This is a genomic window from Kiloniella litopenaei (assembly GCF_000982415.1).
Classification (GTDB): domain Bacteria; phylum Pseudomonadota; class Alphaproteobacteria; order Kiloniellales; family Kiloniellaceae; genus Kiloniella; species Kiloniella litopenaei.
In genome coordinates this window covers 18,743-37,573 of sequence record NZ_LANI01000005.1, presented here as the reverse complement: position 1 = coordinate 37,573, position 18,831 = coordinate 18,743, and the positions used below count along the sequence as shown (strand labels likewise).

Sequence of the window (18,831 nt, the reverse complement as noted above, 5' to 3'; positions counted from 1 at the left end):
TTGAATAGTGTTTAGGGTAAATTTTTGCTTTTTTGTTCTAGGGTAAAAAGTAAAGTGATTCTGGATTGAGGTTAAAGTATCTGGATTGGATATTAACTGCGAAGAAAATAGATCGGGTACGCCCTTTATGAGACGATTTAAATTTCTTGAGAGGACGTTGAGGCCCCCAAGATGTAATTTTGTTTTTCTTTTTCTAACCCTGCTGTCATTCGGGGTGCATAGCAGTGCGAGGGCCCAAGATCAGGCAACTTCTGGTGAATCTCAATCCTATGGGTATGAAGTTTCGTTTTCGGGCGATGTACAGGGTGACTTACTGAGTCTGATTGAAGAATCATCTCGCCTAAAGCAGCTAAAAGATAAGCTACCTTCAAGTTTGGCGGCACTCAAGCGCAGGGTAAGGGAAGACAGTGAGGGGTTTGATAAGGTTCTGCGCTCTGAAGGGTACTATGACAATACCATTTCCTATGACGTTGATGAGAGCCAAAGGCCCATCAATATTGTTTATGAAATTAAGACGGGTCCACAATTTTACCTCAACTCATTCCGTATTATCTTTAAATCCGGAAAGCAGATCCCTTCAGCCTTAAACAACGCCAACATCGGAATCTCAACGGGTGTTGTTGCCCGCTCGGAAGTTGTTGTTGAAGCCAAAAATCGGGCAATTGTTGTTCTGGCTGATCATGGTTATCCAGATGCAAAACTGGCTGATCAGGACGTTGTCGTTGATTTTGCGACACAAAAGATGGATGTCACGCTTGTTCTTGACGAGGGCCCAAGACTGGTTGTGGGGAATCTTGAATTTGAAGGTTTGAAAGACGTAGATGCAAATTATCTGCAACAATTGAGTCAGTGGAAAGCTGGTATTCTCTATAATGCCAAGATCATAGACGAACTGCGTCGTAAATATTTGCGTACCGGATTGTTTGAAGCGGTGCGGATGAAGCCGCTGGATACGACTAATGCCGCTCGTGACGGTACTTATGTGACTCCGATTACAATGATTTTTGTTGAGCGTGAGCATAAATCAGTCGGTCTTGGCGCCAGTTTCTCAACCAGTGAAGGGGCCGGAACACAGTTTTTCTGGGAAAACAGAAATACCTTCGGGCAGGGTGAAAAGCTGCGGGCAGATTTAACAGTTGCCGAGATACGTCAGCAATTAAAACTTGGGTTTAATAAGCCAAATTACCTCAGAAATAATCAAAGCTTAAATGCTAACATAAACATCAAGCACGAAGATACAGATGCTTACGAAGAGAAATCTGTAAGCGCGTTTGTTGGTATTGATCGCAAGTGGGGTCAGCACTGGACTGTTGGTGGCGGTCTTGAGCTTGAATTGTCTGAAATTCAAGATGAAGATGATACAGAATCATATGCCTTTGCCAGCATCCCGCTTAGTGCACGGTATGATTCAACAAATGATTTGCTGGACCCAACAACAGGCTTTCGCTTTGGTGTGACAGCAACACCCTATTATGGATTAACGGCGGCTTCTCCGGAATTCTTCAAGACAGAAATTGACGGATCGACCTATTATTCAATTCTGGATGATGACAGGCTGGTCTTTGCCACCCGTGGTAAAATCGGTCTGTTGGCCGGGGATAGCTCCAGCGATATACCGGCGACCAAACGGTTTTATGCCGGGGGTGGCGGGTCAATTCGAGGCTATGAACACCAGACTGTTGGCCCACTAAATTCAAGTGATGATCCCGTTGGCGGGCGGTCTCTTGTTGAATTTGGGGCAGAGGCCAGAGTGCGTGTGACTGAAGACATTGGCCTGGTTCCTTTCATCGAGGGGGGTAATGTTTACGACAGTGCTGTTCCTGATTTTTTCGAGAATTTTCAGTGGGGTGCGGGACTGGGGTTGCGGTATTATACGGCCATCGGACCGATCCGTTTGGATGTGGCAGTTCCATTGAACAGACGTAAAGATATCGATGATGCCTGGCAATTTTACGTTAGCATAGGGCAGGCTTTTTGAGATCAAGATCAGTTCAAAGTCAAAATGGTTCCCCAAATGGCCCCATAGGGAAAACAGGCAAAGGCAAAATTGTTGCTGCGATCATCTTTGCGCCGCTGGTCCTTCTTTTGGTTTTGTTGCTGGGCGGGTATATTTATCTGCAAACCGATAGCGGGCGGGCGACCCTGTTGGCAGAGATTGAGGTTGCAGTAAATGACCCCGATGGTCTGACCCTTGATCTGCAACAGCTTGATGGCAACGTCTTTTCCAATGCACGGCTTGCCAAGGTCATCTTGCGGGACCCTCAAGGTGACTGGCTTGAAGCAACAGACCTTGTTCTGGATTGGTCTCCACAGGATTTATTATTTGGCCAGTTAAAAATAAACCAAATCTCTCTTGCTTCGCTGGTTGTGAAACGTAATCCGGACTTTCCTTCCGCACCGGAAGAGGAAGAGAGCACATCATCACCTCTGCCTTTACCCATAGATATAAGTCTTGGGCAGCTTGATATCGCAAAGATTGATCTCGCCGAGAGCATATTGGGGCGAGAGGCTCTGTTGGCTCTATCTATGAAGCTTTCTGCACGGGATGAATCCGGGATTGTCAGTACTCTTGATATTGACCAATTGGATGCGCATCAGGGATCTGTCAGTGCCAGAGTTAATTACCAGCCTGATGCAGACACCTTGTCAATTGACGCACAGCTTTCAGAGCCTCAAGGGGGATTGATTGCACGGGCGTTAGATCTTCCCGGTTATCCTGAAGTGAATTTTACAATCACAGGGCAGGGGCCCTTGGTGAATTGGCAAGGACAGCTCAAGGGGCATGCGGGGGAATTGTTTGAAACCGACCTCTCTCTTTCTAGCCAGGGGCAGGATGCGATTACATTTGCCCTTTCTGGTGCCACAGTGGTTTCAGAAAAGTTGGCAACCTCTCTGCCATTGATCGACAATATGCCGATCGATTTGGCATCGACGGTTCTTTGGGACAGAGAAAGTGATCTGATCACACTGTCATCTCTGGAGGTTACCAATTCTAACCTGAGTGTTTCAGTCAGTGGTGATGTGGATCTCGACAAGGAAAGCGTTCATGTCTCCGCCAGTACCTTGTTGTTAGGTGTCGATACGCTTAATTCGTTGATTGCACCGGCCTCGCTTGGGCGTGGGGTTGTCGATCTTGATGTCGTTGGTGATTTTCAGTCGATGAATATCACGACGACCTTTCAGGCGGGGGACATCAAGCTCAATCAGCGCGAAAAGCTTGATACTGCTGCGCAGCCTGCCTTGGGTATCGGGGACATTATTGGCAGTATCAGCTCTGATATCTATTTGGCGTCGCTGGAAATGATTCCCGTTAATGCTTCGGCAGCTCTCACAGAAATTAGCGGGCTTCCTCCTCAGGCAGAGAACTTGCTGGGGCGTAACTTACGTCTTGAGCTTGAGAGTCATTATGTCCTTGAAAGCGGATTGTTAAATATCCCGATGCTGCGTGCACGCGGGGCTTTCATCGGTGCAGATGTCAGAGCGGCCATGGCAACCCGTGAGAATACGGCAAGCTCAAAAATTGCAATCGTTCTGGATGATCTTTCCCGGATTGCACCAATAAAGGGAAAGCTTGTCACCGAATTAAGTTTGCAGAGTCTGGATGTTGCCAATCAGATGACGGGTGACATCACGATTACAGCTCAAAGCCTTGATGTGGGTGATCCTGTTCTTCAGGAACTCGTGAGCAGCGATCCATCCTTGAGGGCAAATTTGAATTTGGGTGATGGGGGCTTCAGGATATTGGATATCTCCTTACCGCTTCCGGTGGCACAACTTACCGGGGCAGCTGAACTTCCTGCCACCTTTGAAAGTCTTTTGGCTGATGTAAAGGTCGAAGCACCAGAGCTTTCAAGGTTGAATAAGGTTGCCGGACTTGACTTGTCGGGGGCAGCAAACTTTGAAACCACGCTAAGCGGTGAGGTCACAGATCCAAAAGCAGAAGGAACGTTAACCCTGTCCGCTTTGAATCTGAATCAGAATAAAATCGGTGATTTGGTGACAACCTTTAACGCGAAGACATTGGCGAGCGGGGCAAGTGGGGGTGTTGATTCAGAGCTTCGCGGGGGAATTCTTCCTCTGGATCTGGCGTTTGGGTTTTCTATGCCCGATTACGGGAAGCTGGAAGTCGCGGATATTCTGCTGCAAACGGGGCAGAATAATATGTCGGGTACGGCAACGGTTCCCTTTGATGGGGCACCGCTTATTGCTGATATCCGGGGGGATTTCCGTGATGTTTCCTCTCTGGGAACAGCCTTTGGGGTTGATCTCGCAGGGGTAGTCACGGCCAATGCAGCCCTGACAGAAAAAGGCGGTGTGCAACATCTGGCTTTGGACTCGAAGGTAAATAATTTCTCACCTGACTCCGGGGGGACAGTTATCAGGAATCTGGAGGTGACTGCCACATCACAGGGGAATTTTAATGATCCCTTGTTGGCGATGACGGCCACTTTGTCTGATGTTTCTGTTCAGGATCGCTTGATCGAACAAGCTCGGCTGGATGTTAGGGGTGGCCTCTCCAATGCTGATTTTACCTTTGCTGTGGACAGCTCAATGGCACCTTCTGTTTCGTTAGGAGGGGGCGGTAATCTGACGCTTCCAGTAGCGGGGAAAACATCACACACACGTTTTGAACTGTCTCAGCTGGATGGCACGATTGCAGACAAGGTTCTGGCTTTACGCCAGGCTCTTGTCGTGCTTCAGGATCAGGATAAAACCAGTATTGATCCCTTTGAACTTGCATTTGATCGCGGTGTGATTTCCGGCACGGGTGCACTGACAAAATCCAGTGCAGATGCGCAGATAGAAATCAAAACTTTCCCGCTTGATCTGGTCAATCTGGTGGCTCCTGACTTAGAGATCAAAGGGGTACTGGCCGGAAAGGCAGACTTGTCTCTACGCCCTGATAATGCACAGGGGAGTCTTTTGTTGAAGGCGGAAAACGTCAAACTTACAGACGATCCGAACTCAACAATACCTCCTTTGCGCACAACCTTATCCGGTACACTGAATAATACCCGTTTTGACTTTCAAAATGATGTAACGGGGTTGGAAAAATCAACAGTTCAGGCCAAAGGTTCTGTGCCTCTACAGGTAGGTTTTTCTCCTTTTTCTGTCACTGTTCCTGAAAGCCAGCCTTTGAGCGGGGATCTGCTGATTGATAGTGAAATCGAAAGTTTGTGGGCTATTCTGGCACTGGATACGCAGGAAATGCGCGGGAAGCTTCACACTGATCTCCAGGTTTCCGGGACTGTTGCAAACCCGCAGTTGATCGGTACAGCCACTGTGCGTGAAGGTCGTTATGAAAATATTGAACTGGGAACGTTGCTTAAAAATATCACCCTTGATGCCGGGTTGGAAAATAGCCAGTTGTTGCGATTAAACCTTCAGGCGAATGACAATAAACAGGGGGTTTTGAGATCCGAAGGCACCGTGCGCTTTGAAAGCCTTAGCAATCCACTGGTTGACCTGGCTATTCAACTCGATAATCTTGCCGCGCTGGATCAGGATCAGATAGCCGTCCAGACCGATGGTAATATTGCAATCAAAGGTTCGCCGACCAGTATGACTGTGGCGGGTGATATCACGACCCGGGAAACCAATATTAATATCGGCAGTGCCGTTGCCCCTAGCGTCGTAGAGCTGGAGGTAACTGAAATAAATCGTCCCCATCGTCCGGGGCAGCCGACTTCGGGGGATGTGACGGCTGAGAAGGAAAAACCACCTTCAAAAATTTCACTGGATTTACTGTTGAATATGCCGCGTAAGGTTTTCATTCGCGGACGGGGGCTTGATTCGGAATGGGAAGGCAGGTTCACCATCAAGGGGCTTGCCAATGCACCAGTGATTGAAGGATATCTAAGCCCGGTTAGAGGACAGTTCTCATTCGCGGGTAAGAACTTTAAATTGCGAAAGGGCAAGATCGCACTAGTGGGCGGTACACAGATTAATCCGGAACTCGATCTTTCTGCAATCTATGAAGCCGATAACGTGACAGCTATTGTTTCTATTCAGGGAACAGCGTCCAACCCAAAGATCAGTTTCTCTTCGCCTGATGGTCTGCCCGAGGATGAGGTGCTTTCCCATGTTCTCTTTGGCAAAGCTTCGGGAAAACTTTCGGCGGTTGAGGCCTTGCAACTTGCATCTGCTGTTGCATCCCTTTCCGGTAAGATAGATTCCGGCGGGGGTGTTCTGGGCTTCGCCCGGGATACACTGGGGGTAGATGTTCTGACTGCGGGAACGAATTCTGATACCGGATCGCCAGAGGTCAGCGCCGGAAAATACATCACCGATAATATCTATATCGGTGTCGACCAAGGGGCTTCAGCGGACAGCACCAAAGCCAAAGTCCAAATTGATCTGACGCCCAATATCACGCTTGAAAGCGAAACCGGACAAACAGCAGACAGCAAGGTCGGTGTCTTCTGGAAATGGGATTACTGATTCTTGGGTGTTCTTGTTTTCAATTACGGTGGTCGGGATAGAGATGATCACGCATAGATGATTATGAAAAACGATAATATTGATGGTAAATATGAAGGTGTCATATGGGATTAAAACTTGATGAAACCTGACCTTCTTACCGTTGGTATTGTTGGAACAATTATCACTGCATTGTGTTGTTTTACACCTCTTCTTGTTGTTCTGTTTAGTTTGCTTGGCCTTTCGGCGATAGTTGGTTACTTGGACTTCGTTTTGCTTCCTGTCCTTGCTTTCTTCGTTATCATCACGGGATACGCACTATGGAAACGTCAAAAGCGTCGTTTGAAGTAATCTCGATTATTACTTGTCCTAAATGCGGACATGCTGAATCTGAAACAATGCCGACTGATGCTTGCCAGTGGTTTTATGACTGTAAAGGATGCAACGAGATTTTACGCCCCCTCAAAGGCGATTGTTGTGTGTATTGTTCATATGGCACAGTCGCTTGTCCGCCAATTCAGCAAGGAAACTCATATTGCTCTTGATTTTTATAGCGATATGTATGTTCATGGCAGGTCCTATTTTGTGTATCTATTCCAAAAAAAAGCTTCACCAGATTTCGTGGTGAAGCTTTTTATGCTGATTAACTTATCGAAGTATTAGAATAGCAAGCGAACGCCCATAACAAAGGTCGTTTGATCTGTGTCTTCACCATCTTCTCTGGCAAAATCCCGAGTTTGACCAAAACTACGTTCGTAGTTGACCCCAATATAAGGTGCAATGGTACGATCTACGAGATCATAGCTAAGGCGAAGACCTGTCTCGATAGAATTCAGACCTGCTCCAATACCTATATCTTCATCATCAGAAAAGGCCAGATCAATTTCAGCAGTTGGTATCAGGATCAGACGATTGGTTAAAAGCAATTCATAGTCTGCTTCCAACCGTGCAGATAGATCACCCTTCTCACTGAGGAACAGATCACCCTCAAGCTCAAACCATTGCGGGGCTAAACCTTGAAAACCAACAACGGCATAGCCTCTGTTCTTGCCATTAGGGCTGTCGTAGCGAAGACCGGCTTTAGCATCAAAGAAGTCTGATACAGGTGTTTGGACCAAAGCTTGATGTTCCAAATTCTCCAACAGACTCTCGTCCAGTGAATATTCCCCCGCTGATCGCAGGCGCAACTTTGCTTCATCTGTCCCTACAAAGGCATCACCATCCCAAACAAGGGAATGGCCGCTTTCTCCGATGCGGGTTTCCAGCTGCTCAATGCTTAATCCATAATAGATATAAGGATCTTTTCCAAGATTATCATACTTGAGTTCTTGTGAGGTGGCAGGTACTCCAGCTCCCAAAAAGGTAAAGAAGATAAGACTAGTCAGCACAAAGCGTTTGCTTGAGGCAAGAGTTATTTTTCCAAGTTTTTTCATAATTTAACCCTTTTGCTCTAAGTCTGTTTCAGAAACAGGGTTCTCAACATCAGTTGTGCTTTGCGCAACATCTGGACCGCCCTCAACAATTACTTTGCGGAACATACCTGTTGCTGCGTGATAGGAGAGATGGCAATGAAACGCCCATTGGCCAGTAGCATCAACTTCAGTTTCGGAATAGACCGTTGTGCCGGGGGCGATAGAGATGGTGTGCTTTACCGGATTCCATTTGCCATTGCCGTTATCCAAAATGGACCACATACCATGTAGGTGCATAGGGTGAGTCATCATGGTTTCATTGACAAACTTAAAACGCACTCGTTCACCATATTTCAGACGGATAGGGTCGGCATCTTCATATTTAACCCCATTGATCGACCAGCTATATCGATTCATGTTTCCCGTTAGTCGCAGCTCAATCTCTCGTGTTGCTTCCCGATCTTCATAAAGTGGTTTTTGAGCTTTCAAATCAGCATAGGACAAAACTTTCGCACCCTCAGAGATCTCAGGTTTTAGTCCACTGCCGTTGGCATAAAACGGATCTGTTTTGTTGCTCATGTTCTTCATGCTGGCAGCATGGGAATCAGGCATCTTGGAATGATCCATTCGCATCATTGTAGAGATACCTGTTTCTGCACTGGATAGTGTTGGTGTGTGGTCTTTGCTGGTATTATTTGTCATCTCTGCAGAATTTTTACCTGATGACATCATATTGTTATGCTCCATCGAGCCATGATCCATGCCCATATCAGCCATAGTCAGTAACGGCTTCTCTCGCATTTCAGGTACTGCTGCTTTCATGCCTTTACGCGGTGCAAGTGTCCCGAGGCCGTATGAACTGCGACCCATGGATTCAGCGAAAATGCTGTAGGCTTTATTCTCTTTCGGTTGAACGATTACGTCGTATGTCTCGGCTACGGAAATTCGAAACTCATCAACTTTCACTGGCTGTACATTGTTGCCATCCGCACTGACAACGGTCATTTTCAAGCCGGGGATCCGTACATCAAAATAGGCCATTGCAGATGAATTGATAAAACGCAGCCTGATTCGCTCACCCGGTTTAAACAGACCAGTCCAGTTTGCCTCTGGGTCTTGCCCGTTAATCAAGGTGGTAAAGCCTTGCACATCTTCGATGTCAGTTGGTGTCATCCGCATTTGCCCCCAAGACATGCGCTCAGAAATTGTCTCGGAAAACCCTTTGCGTGAAACATCTGAGAAAAAATCGGCAAGAGTACGCTGGCTGCGATTGTAATAGTCATCCATCAGCTTGAGGTTACGCATGATGGTAGAACCCGATTGTGGATGTTTGTCCGTAAATTGAACAACATAATCACGATCATAACGGTAAGGTTCACGCTTTTGGGGCTCAATTACAATCGTCCCATAGGCGCCATCAGGCTCTTGAAAGCCAGAATGGCTGTGATACCAATAAGTCCCAGACTGGACCACAGGGAATTGGTAACTAAAGGTTTCGCCAGGTGCGATACCATCAAAACTAATCCCTGGAACACCATCCATATTGGCTGGTAAAATCAAACCATGCCAGTGGATGGAAGTGGGTTCGTCGAGATTGTTTGTCACATTAATGGTGACATCTTCGCCTTCGGTAAAGCGTAGTATTGGACCGGGTGAACTACCGTTATAACCGATACCTGTTTTGGTGAATTCTGCTGTTTCAATTTCAACCTTATCAACTGTAAGGTCATAGCTGGCGGCTTCTGCTTCTGTCATATAAGTTGAAGTCATAAAAGATATGACGCCAAGGACAGACGCGAGATAACGTATTTCTCGTTTCATAAATTTTTCCTTACCCATGACAGTCTTCCCGCAGGTAAACAACAATCGTACCTGCGGGTTTAACTATGTGATTGATATCAATATTAATTGGATGACAGCCTTATCTGCTCTCAATATCCAATCTTGATGATTTGAAAATGTGGTGGGTATTTATTGGCCTTTTCCGACCTTGATCTCACCGACCATGCCACTCTCGTAATGTCCCGGGACATTACAGGCGAATTCCAGTTCTGCAGCTTCGGGAAATTGCCAAATAATCTCAGCGGTTTCGCCCGGTTCCAGTAATACAGAGTTTGGATCATCGTGGGACATAGTTTCTCCATCCCCCATATCCATCATCATCATCTTGTCCCGGTTGATTTTATCCACCTCTAAGATGCCATGTTCGGTCATCATCATCATTTCTTTCTGATGGCCGGCATGCATGGCGGCGGTGCCAATATTAAACTCGTGAACAAACTCTCCGCTGTTTTTAATTACAAAACGCACAGTTTGATTCTTAGTTACCGAAATTGTCTCGGGGCTAAAGTAATTATCTTCTAGATTAACCTCAACTGTCCGGCTTATCTGAGAGGCTTTACCCTGTTTACCAATTGATGGCAATTCGGTGTTACCGTGGCCCGGGCTTGCCATTGCTGTGGAAATCGAGGCGGAAATCAGGCCAAGGGATAAAGCAAAGCTAGTTAAGGTTGAGGTCAAGACTTTTGGGTATGTAAGTGTTATTTTCATCTGCAACTCCAGCAGTATAATTTGTATCAATTTGTGAGCAAAAAGAGATTCAGACGCTATCTCACTCTTTGCTGGGAGGATGAAAATCCTGCTTCACGAAAGAGAGGTATAAGATCTAAATCTTGAAGTGGAGTTACAGAAATCGCGGTGGAGGAAGATCTACTGCAGGAGATTGATCCAACAGACGTTGTTCTTGCAGTAGGCTCCAGAGGCTATGTTGATAGAAATCAACATATTGTTGGGTGTTTGTAGTTAAAAAATAGCTACTGGAAGAACTACAGTGCATAATCTTCGTACACTCTTCCATAGCCTGCTTTTCAGAAGGAAGAGATTGGTCTTGTTGTGATACACCGAATATATCAGAACCTGAGACATCAGTATTTATTTGTTCTGATATAACAGGATAATGATGAGTGTTATCATTCCAATGTCCAGCGGCTTTGGCAGTCACCAAGGGCGTCGAAAGGGCAAAGGTCAAAATCAACAAGATATGAAGAATACGTTCCATGCCACCTAGGTAGGGCTTCCTCTAGGGGGAAGGTCAAGAGAGATTTTGTATTTATACCCTTTTAGTGCTCTTTTTATGTATGACGTATTTGCAGAAAGAAATAATATAAATCAGAACAAGGTGTTCTGGCTTATTGCTATATCAGACTAAATTGTCGCAAATTCCGATTTGTTGGCGGTTATCTTTTGGCAAAGGCTGGAATCCCTCTTATATAGGAATAAGAAAGTTGGCGCGATCGGATTTCTTTGGTTGGACTGTGCTTACCTTAAAGAAGATCCTGAATATAAATGGCTTAAAATAATATGGCTCAAAAAGATCTAACCGTTGAAGTTCTTGTCGTTGGCGGTGGCCTGGTTGGCCTGACGCTGGGTGTCGCCCTTGCCGGTGCGGGAATGGACGTCGCAGTTGTTGATCGTGAACAGCCTTCTGATCAAAAAGCTGCGCCTTTTGATGGTCGATCGTCTGCTATTGCATTGGGGTCTCAAAGAGTTTTTGATCAGGTTGGTTTGTGGGATGGTATGGCATGGGCCGCAGAGGCCATTCGCTATATTGAGATTACTGATGGTCAGATTGACCGCGGTGCATCGCCGCTTTCCATGTCTTATGATTTTAAGGAAGTCGGTGACACGCCGATGGGGTGGATTGTGGAAAATCGGGCCATCAGGCTTTCGACACATGCCAAGGCTGCCGAGCTTGAAAACCTACACCATCTGGCGCCCCATAATTTACAAGAACTGGAAAGAGACAAGCGTGGCGTTGTTGCTTCCCTGGGTGATGGCACAAAAATCAAAGCGCGCCTGGTGATTGGGGCAGATGGGCGCGGTTCTCAACTGCGGAAAAGTGCTGGAATCAAGGTATCAGGGACGGATTATCAGCAAAACGGTATCGTCTGTACCGTGGTGCATGAAAAGCCCCATAACGGCGTTGCTTTCGAACATTTCCTGCCTTCAGGTCCCTTTGCGCTTTTACCGTTACCTGATAGCGATGAGGGGGTGCACCGTTCTTCATTGGTCTGGTCAGAAAAAAGAGATCTTGTTGATGGCTATATGGCCATGAGTAATGAAGATTTTGCCAATGAGCTTCATCGCCGATTTGGCGAAAGCCTCGGTGCCTTTTCTGTAACGGATATGCGCTGGTCCTATCCGTTGAGTTCTTTACATGCAGAACGTTATACAGATACCCGCCTGGCTCTTGTGGGGGATGCGGCCCACGGTATGCACCCGATTGCCGGACAGGGGTTGAATCTTGGTTTACGGGACGTTGCCGCGTTGGCGCAGGTTGTTGTGGATGCCCGAAGAGTAGGTCTCGATGTTGGATCACCACAGGTACTGGAAGATTACGCCAAGTGGCGTCGTTTTGATAACGTGCTCCTGCTGGGTGCCATGGATGGTCTTGTGAAACTGTTTTCCAATGATTTGGCACCAGTTCGCGTGGCACGTGATGTCGGCCTGGCCACTGTTGACAAAATTCCACCTGTAAAACGGTTTTTCATGAAGCATGCTATGGGAATCGTTGGGGATTTGCCTCGTTTGATGCAGGGGCAGAAGCTCTAAATCTCTTTATGAAAATTGACAAAAGTAGAGTAGGGAAAATGATAACAGGCAATGTAATGTCTTTGATAGCTGACACAAAATCGCCAGAGTTGGTTGTTATTTTACTCTAGTGTTTGAGAATCTATCGCGATGTCTCTGTTGGAACCTTGCATACAGTATCTTGGTAATAGTCGCGATAAATGGAAGTTGTTTGCGTTTGAGAGGTATCAGTGTCTTTGATTAAAGGCGAAGTTAAATGGCCCGGAAACTTCTTGTCAGGGGTATTTCTTGCCAGTTTGTTATTTGGGGCTGTCAGTGTGGTGTCTTTGAGCACTGCTCGGGCCGCTGGTGATTCTGTTATTGCCCAGGGTGGAAACGGTGAAGTCTTTTTTGCAGCTTTACCTGATCAATGGCAGGCTTTGCCCAGAAGTACGCAGGCGCAATCAACGACGGCAGAATGGTTGCCGCCAGGACAGAACGTCAATAACTGGAAAGACATGATCACCGTTCAGGTTTTTCCGGGGTGGGCTGATGGTGATGTTGTCAGTTTTTTGGATGAATTGGCCGCAATTTATAAGCAGAATTGTGAGGTAAGTGGTGCTACACCGCCCCTAAAGGATCAGGTTAATGGTTTCCCAACAGGTTTTCGTTTGATCAACTGTACACGTGATTTAACCCGTAACACAGGCGAAGTAGCGCTCTTTCGGGCGACGGTTGGCCAGAATGCCTTGTACTTGATCCAACATGTTTTTCGTGTGCCTGAATTTGAAATTGGTGCTCAGCCCGTTACGAACGATGCAATGAAACAGGCTTTCGAAGGTATTCGAACGGGATGGGCATGTAATCAGAATTCGAAAAAACACCCATGTCCACCAAGTTGGCAAAGTTCCTTGTCAAAACTTGATGGAAAGCCATCCGTTGTTGTTATTAAGGCTCCAAAATAGATTTTGCAAAATCGGTTTTGAGCGAAAGGTCCAATAAAACCTGAATGAAAAGAAATGCGCCGATCTAAAAAACGTGAACACCTCGTCGATGTTGCACTTGGGCTTTTTTATGCCCAAGGATTTCACGCGACTGGGGTTGAGCAGATTGTTTCAGAGGCCGGCGTAGCGCGCATGACGCTATATAAACATTTCCCATCCAAGGATGATCTGATCATCGCTGTTTTGGAACGGCGTGATGAACAGTTCAGAGAGTGGTTGCTAAATTATATGACTAAGGAAGAAAAGCCAAAGGATCAGATACTGGCGATGTTTGATGCTTTGGAGCTGTGGTTTAACGATAAAGCTTTTCCAGAGCACCGTTTCTGTGGATGTTTGTTTATAAATGCAGCTGCGGAATTCTCTGATTTAAAGCAGTTGGCGCACCAAGTTGCTGCGCGCCATAAAGGTGTTTTAACACAAGAAATCCTGAAAATAGTTGAAAAAACTGGCTTTTCCCATTCAGAAGAGTTGGCCGCTGAATTAATGCTCTTGAAAGAAGGGGCGATTGTTACCGCACAGGTCAGTGGTGATAAACAAGCTGCAGCCAGGGCCAAAAAGATAGCCCTTCACCTGTTGGCCGAGGGTTAAGGGCTGACCTTAGTTATATAGAGGCTAGATTTGTTTGCGCTAAGGATTGTTGTCAAACCTTAGGGGTTTCTGGAAAGGCCTCGCTTCTCTATCTCATCCAGATATTTTTGCCAGATACTTTCTTGCTCTGTGGCCAGTTTATAAAGGTACTGCCAAGAATAGATACCCGTGTCATGCAAATCATCAAATGTTAGTTTGACGGCATAGTTCCCAACGGGTTCAATTTCAATAATTCCGACCATTCGCCGTCCGGACAGGATCTGCTTTTGGCTAGGATGATGGCCTTGCACTTCTGCAGAGGGGCTTTCCACACGAAGGTACTCTGCCGGTAAGACAAAGGTTTCTCCGTTTTCAAAAGTTATATGAAGGGCCCGTTGTTCTGATTTATATTTCAGATCTGTCGGCCAATGCTCAGTATGAAAATTCTGTGCATTATCTTCTTCAATTGACCCGGTCATTGATATTTACCCAGATTAATCGATTGATCTTGCTTCGTCTGTTAGCATCACGGGTATGCCATCGCGTATTGGATAAGCAAGTTTTGCCTGTCGTGAAATCAATTCCTGATTCTGTGCATCGTATTCAAGTGGCCCCTTGGTTTCTGGGCATACTAATATTTCGAGTAATTTTCTGTCGACACGTGGTTCACTGCTCATCAATTTTATCCATAAATCCCTGACTTCATTTTATCAGGGGTGTTTTACTGTTTGGCAAAGTTTTGGTTACTTTGGTGCACGGCCATGTCCATGATTGTTTCCATGATATCGGCACGCTGTATCAAAGTTGATGCTTCTAATATCGCCTGCTTTTCTGCTGATGAAAAGGGGCAAATCATCGCAAGAGTATTCACTAGTCGATGATTGTTTGTGTGTTCTATGGCTTTCCAGTCTGCATCAATGTTGTTGGTGTCGAAATAGCTTCGCAGGCTGGACAACAAGCGGTTGCGATCCAGATCTTCAGATTCGGTATTTTCAAGATCAGGGCGATAGGAGGTGTAGTCCGGAATGACACGCCTATAGCCAAAATCGGATGCTAACTCGCTGTCGATATTATAGCGAATCAATCCCTGTAGAGAGATAAGGTAGCGTCCGTCATCTGTTTCCATAAAGGATGTAATTCTTCCAAGGCACCCGATTTTATATAGTGGAGTGTTGGAATCATCTAACAGAGTTTGATCAGGTTTACTATTGGGCTGGATCATCCCGATACACCGATCTTGCCCCAATGCATGATCGATCATTGTCAGATAGCGAGGTTCAAAAATATTAAGTGGAAGAGTTCCGCCGGGGAGCAACAGTGCGCCCTCTAGCGGAAACACAGGAATTTCGTTCGGGAGCTCGTTAAACTTTGGATCGAAGATACCACCGGTCATAGCATGCCCTTGAAGATTGTTATTGGGGAACCCGCCTTGATAGTTTTATTTATTCTTATGAAGTGACAATGAATAATTTACCTGAAAAGTAACGAAGATAATTTGCCGCGTGCTTTCATCGTCATTGGATCCATCATGCCCCAAGCCTCAAAAAATTTCAAAAGCTGAATACGGGCTGCGTCATCATTCCATTCGCGATCGTGTTTGATGATATACAACAAATGATCTGCGGCTTCTTCGTGATTACCTTCAGCTTGTAATGCCAGTGCCAGATCAAACCGTGATTGATTATCAGATTGATCTTTTTCAACTTTATTTTTCAGTGCAATAATTTCTTCGTTATCAAGGCTTTGACCAGCGAGTTCCAGCTTGGCTCTAACACCTGAAAACTCGGGTTTTGATTTAACATCGTCAGGTAATTGATCAAACAACGCTTGTGCTTCTTCTTCCATGTTAGCACTAATTTGGCATTCAAGCATACCGACAAGCGCCGGTTCATTATCCGGAACGTGTTCCAGAATTTGACTATAGATGGACATTGCCGCCATATCGTCTTGATTTTCCCGGGCAATGGTTGCTTGTTCAAGTGCGTTGGTTATGGGGTCACCTTTGGCACCTCCGGTTTTTTTAATAACAGTATCAATAAATTTGCTGATTTCGCTGGGCGGCAGAGCACCGTTAAAACCATCAACAGGTTGTCCCTGAAAAAAAGCATATACGGTTGGAACGGATTGAACGCGCAGTTGTGATGCCAGCATTTGATTTTCATCAATATTGACTTTCACAAGTTTAACCGCACCTTTGGCGGCCATTACAGCCTGTTCAATGGCGGGCATCATTTGTTTGCATGGCCCACACCACGGCGCCCAGAAATCGACCAGTACCGGTTGGTTCATGGAAGCTTCCATGACATCCTTGGCAAAATCTTGCTGATTTGTATCTTTTATCAGATCAGCTTGTGGTGTTGCGTTGCTGCCGATGAGTTCTTCCATTGTTTAATATCCGAGCTTTAAAATTAGTCTCTGAAGCACATAAAATCAGGAACCATAAAATCTGGTGTTCCAAACACAGGTTTCACCAGACTTAGGTTTTAATTGCAGAGCCTCAACCCTAGAAAGTTATTTTTCTACCTGACAAGATGATATTGAATGACGTGAACTGCAAGAGATCAAGTTAAGTCCTGTGCGAGTTGTGTCAAATTATCCATATCCAGTTCTTCCGGCGAGTGATCAATAGCCGACAGAAACTTTACAAGGTCTGTGGGTGAAATTGATGTGGTCATGGTGTTGGTGAGGGGGTGCGCATTTATGGGTGATTGTTTCATCATCTGTTTATCCAGAACAACCTTTACAGCATTGTTTTTATCATTGATTGCGGTAAAGGGTGAAACTGACCCCGGGGTTATGCCAAGAAATTCCATCAGACGATCTGCGCTACCAAAAGAGAGCTTTCCTGCGCCAAGTGCTTTACCCAATATTTTCATATCGATTTTTCGATCTTCAAAACAAACAAGCAGCCACATTTGTCCCTTTTTGTTACGCAAAAAAAGGTTTTTTGTATGGGCACCGGGAATGTCACCACAGTGTTCTTTGGATTCTTCGACTGTATAAACGGCGGGATGAGTAATCGTTGTTGTTTCGATTCCTAGATCATCGAGTTTTTGAAAGAGTTCATCTGGGGTACAAGGGGGGGTGTCAGTCATATTTTTTTGCCTGCGTACTTTTGCAAAATTTGTTTAGAATTAAGGATATGCCTCGTTTTTTTTATCTTTGAAACCAGAAAGAATCATACAGGATTATTTTTTTGTGAAAAAAGCTCTTGCAATGTCAAACTTCGTGACGTAAATACCCCTCCACCAACACAGAGACGCGGGCGTAGCTCAGTGGTAGAGCATCTCGTTGCCAACGAGAATGTCGTGAGTTCGAATCTCATCGCCCGCTCCAGTGTTGCTTGAAAAAAACCCGGCTTAGGCTGGGTTTTTTCGTTTTTAATACCATTTTGTAGATCAAATTTTGCTCAGTTATAGTTCTTGGGCTAAAGCTCTTGAGCCGAGTTCATACAGGCCAAATCTTTAAATGTAATTTTTCCTGTTTGTTACACTCTTTAATGAAATAAGAAGAGAGAACCTAAAACATGGTGATGTTTTTATGCTGGTTCTTATTTGTCTTGCAGGATATAAATCACCAAACGATTTGCATTATTAATTATTGTTCAAAGAGTTACAGTTTTGGTTAAAAACCTTGTTGGGTATCTCGTCTTTTTCCTTTTGCTGGGTCTCTATTCTGCACTGGTTATCTCTATCGGAACAGACTGGCTGCCTGATCACCCTTTTGTTCATCTTTTATATTATCCCTTTGTTGGGCTTGTCTGGATTTATCCTGTGATTAAGATAATGTTCTGGATGAAACGACGGCGTGAAGGGCAAGAGAGTTAATGCGACCAAATACGTTCTTGTGGCCGAATAGGTTTTTGTGGAGTGCAATATGCCTCTGTTTGGCTGTGTCCTTTGTTCTCCCTAGTACTGTCAGGGCTTTTGATAGTCTGGGTCACGAAGAAACACTAGACTTTTGTGTCACCGAACTTGGGAAAAGAATTGGTGCGGAAAATGCTTTGAAGATGGAAGATCACTGTTCTTGTGCCGCTGATCTTGCTTTGGATAAGACACCAGAATCCCTAAAAACGCCTTTGGCACGCTTGGTTCGACACCAGGGATTAAGGCCTGAGGACCGGGCTGCGCTCAAAGCTGAATCCGGTAATCTTTTTCTTTATATCGCGATGCTCGACAGTCACTGCCCAAAAATTCTAAGTGATCCACAGCTTCAAAAACTGCTGTTACCATCGCAATAAAGTTTGCATTCGGCGATAATTTCACCTGATTTATTTTCAAGCTTGCTGTGAACGAATTCAGATTTAACGCGTTTGATGAACCATTGGCTAATAATCGGGAGATCAAGGGCGGAAACCTCTGCTTCTATCAAAAGGTGGTAATGTCCCCCAGGTGAAGAGGCAGATAAATCTGCTAAGACATTGTACTGATTGAAAGTCAGTTGATCTTTGATTGTGTCTATTGAAAGCGAAGGTACCGAAAAGCTTAGTCTGATAAATCGGTAGGAGTTCGGTAGCTTACAGGAATTAGATAGGCTGTTTTGCTGCGATAGAGCTGAAGTATTCATGATCGGATCTCGTGTGGCGAAGATTTAAACAAGCAGACGTGACGATGGTCGTTGACATTTCCATGCCCCCGGTCATTCGCGTGCTCGTGTACATTCGCGCAGCAATTTCTGTGTTAATCCGATACATGCTCATAGAGTTACCTTGTCTGATGTTTTAATGCAAGCCGTTGATAAACTGGCCACAAAGGTGTCATTGTTAATTCTTTTGAGAGAGATTTGGATGTCACACGGGCGCATTAATTGTGCTTTTGGGACAACCTAACTCTCGTATTGCTTTATAAGGCACGGGTATT

Annotated in this window: 18 protein-coding genes and 1 tRNA gene; 10 read left to right on the top strand and 9 right to left on the bottom strand. The window is 45.5% G+C overall.

The window, feature by feature from the left end:
* Positions 1–127: 127 nt before the first annotated feature.
* The 4 genes from WH95_RS08325 (at position 128) to WH95_RS21795 (ending at position 6,965) form a co-directional block, all read left to right on the top strand.
* Positions 128–1,978: an autotransporter assembly complex protein TamA gene (locus WH95_RS08325; RefSeq protein WP_082114053.1), complete on the top strand. Its 1,851-nt coding sequence runs from the start codon at positions 128–130 to the stop codon at positions 1,976–1,978.
* Entirely contained in the window at positions 1,975–6,441 is a 4,467-nt protein-coding gene (locus WH95_RS08320; protein ID WP_046505558.1) for a translocation/assembly module TamB domain-containing protein, read from the top strand. Before WH95_RS08325 ends, WH95_RS08320 begins: the two co-directional genes overlap by 4 nt.
* A gap of 120 nt (positions 6,442–6,561) precedes the next feature.
* Positions 6,562–6,771, top strand: a complete 210-nt coding sequence (merF, locus tag WH95_RS08315; protein WP_046505556.1) for a mercury resistance system transport protein MerF — start codon at positions 6,562–6,564, stop codon at positions 6,769–6,771.
* Positions 6,741–6,965 carry a GDCCVxC domain-containing (seleno)protein gene (locus tag WH95_RS21795; RefSeq protein ID WP_082114052.1) on the top strand — a complete coding sequence of 75 codons (225 nt, stop codon included), beginning with the start codon at positions 6,741–6,743 and terminating at the stop codon, positions 6,963–6,965. The genes merF and WH95_RS21795 overlap by 31 nt, the downstream gene beginning before the upstream one ends.
* A gap of 114 nt (positions 6,966–7,079) precedes the next feature.
* Here the strand turns inward: WH95_RS21795 and WH95_RS08305 are convergent, their stop codons facing one another.
* The 4 genes from WH95_RS08305 to WH95_RS08290 all read right to left on the bottom strand — a co-directional run bounded on the left by WH95_RS08305 (position 7,080) and on the right by WH95_RS08290 (position 10,890).
* Positions 7,080–7,853, bottom strand: coding sequence for a copper resistance protein B (locus WH95_RS08305; protein ID WP_082114051.1), 774 nt, complete (start codon positions 7,851–7,853; stop codon positions 7,080–7,082).
* Between the two features lie 3 nt (positions 7,854–7,856).
* Positions 7,857–9,653, bottom strand: a complete 1,797-nt coding sequence (locus WH95_RS08300; RefSeq protein WP_082114078.1) for a copper resistance system multicopper oxidase — start codon at positions 9,651–9,653, stop codon at positions 7,857–7,859.
* A gap of 150 nt (positions 9,654–9,803) precedes the next feature.
* Positions 9,804–10,382 (bottom strand): cupredoxin domain-containing protein, encoded by a 579-nt coding sequence (locus WH95_RS08295; protein WP_082114050.1) that lies wholly within the window; start codon positions 10,380–10,382, stop codon positions 9,804–9,806.
* A 133-nt stretch (positions 10,383–10,515) separates the two neighbouring features.
* Positions 10,516–10,890: a hypothetical protein gene (locus tag WH95_RS08290; protein WP_046505550.1), complete on the bottom strand. Its 375-nt coding sequence runs from the start codon at positions 10,888–10,890 to the stop codon at positions 10,516–10,518.
* Between the two features lie 302 nt (positions 10,891–11,192).
* On the opposite strand from WH95_RS08290, the gene WH95_RS08285 reads away from it, so the two are divergent.
* From WH95_RS08285 to WH95_RS08275, 3 genes are all read left to right on the top strand, one after another.
* Positions 11,193–12,443, top strand: coding sequence for a UbiH/UbiF/VisC/COQ6 family ubiquinone biosynthesis hydroxylase (locus tag WH95_RS08285; RefSeq protein ID WP_046505545.1), 1,251 nt, complete (start codon positions 11,193–11,195; stop codon positions 12,441–12,443).
* Positions 12,444–12,652: 209 nt separating this feature from the next.
* On the top strand, positions 12,653–13,366 hold the full coding sequence (locus WH95_RS08280; RefSeq protein ID WP_046505543.1) for a hypothetical protein: 714 nt from the start codon (positions 12,653–12,655) through the stop codon (positions 13,364–13,366).
* 54 nt (positions 13,367–13,420) lie between these two features.
* A complete protein-coding gene (locus WH95_RS08275) occupies positions 13,421–13,993 on the top strand; it encodes a TetR/AcrR family transcriptional regulator (RefSeq protein WP_046505540.1) in 573 nt (190 codons plus the stop codon).
* Positions 13,994–14,052: 59 nt separating this feature from the next.
* On the opposite strand, the gene WH95_RS08270 is transcribed toward WH95_RS08275, so the two are convergent.
* The 5 genes from WH95_RS08270 to WH95_RS08250 form a co-directional block, all read right to left on the bottom strand.
* Complete coding sequence (locus WH95_RS08270; protein ID WP_046505539.1) at positions 14,053–14,451, bottom strand: gamma-butyrobetaine hydroxylase-like domain-containing protein; 399 nt, start codon at positions 14,449–14,451, stop codon at positions 14,053–14,055.
* A gap of 15 nt (positions 14,452–14,466) precedes the next feature.
* Positions 14,467–14,649 (bottom strand): Trm112 family protein, encoded by a 183-nt coding sequence (locus WH95_RS08265; protein WP_046505536.1) that lies wholly within the window; start codon positions 14,647–14,649, stop codon positions 14,467–14,469.
* 44 nt (positions 14,650–14,693) lie between these two features.
* On the bottom strand, positions 14,694–15,365 hold the full coding sequence (locus tag WH95_RS08260) for an LON peptidase substrate-binding domain-containing protein (RefSeq protein ID WP_046505534.1): 672 nt from the start codon (positions 15,363–15,365) through the stop codon (positions 14,694–14,696).
* Positions 15,366–15,442: 77 nt separating this feature from the next.
* Positions 15,443–16,357, bottom strand: coding sequence for a thioredoxin family protein (locus tag WH95_RS08255; protein WP_046505531.1), 915 nt, complete (start codon positions 16,355–16,357; stop codon positions 15,443–15,445).
* A gap of 176 nt (positions 16,358–16,533) precedes the next feature.
* The gene (locus WH95_RS08250; RefSeq protein ID WP_046505529.1) at positions 16,534–17,067 is read right to left on the bottom strand and encodes a prolyl-tRNA synthetase associated domain-containing protein; all 534 of its coding nucleotides are present in this window, start codon (positions 17,065–17,067) and stop codon (positions 16,534–16,536) included.
* Positions 17,068–17,233: 166 nt separating this feature from the next.
* Between WH95_RS08250 and WH95_RS08245 the strand changes: the two genes are divergently transcribed.
* From WH95_RS08245 to WH95_RS08235, 3 genes are all read left to right on the top strand, one after another.
* A tRNA-Gly gene (locus WH95_RS08245) sits at positions 17,234–17,308 on the top strand.
* 284 nt (positions 17,309–17,592) lie between these two features.
* Positions 17,593–17,799, top strand: coding sequence for a DUF2842 domain-containing protein (locus tag WH95_RS08240; protein ID WP_046505526.1), 207 nt, complete (start codon positions 17,593–17,595; stop codon positions 17,797–17,799).
* Between the two features lie 65 nt (positions 17,800–17,864).
* Complete coding sequence (locus WH95_RS08235; RefSeq protein ID WP_046505523.1) at positions 17,865–18,212, top strand: hypothetical protein; 348 nt, start codon at positions 17,865–17,867, stop codon at positions 18,210–18,212.
* Positions 18,213–18,831 lie beyond the last annotated feature (619 nt).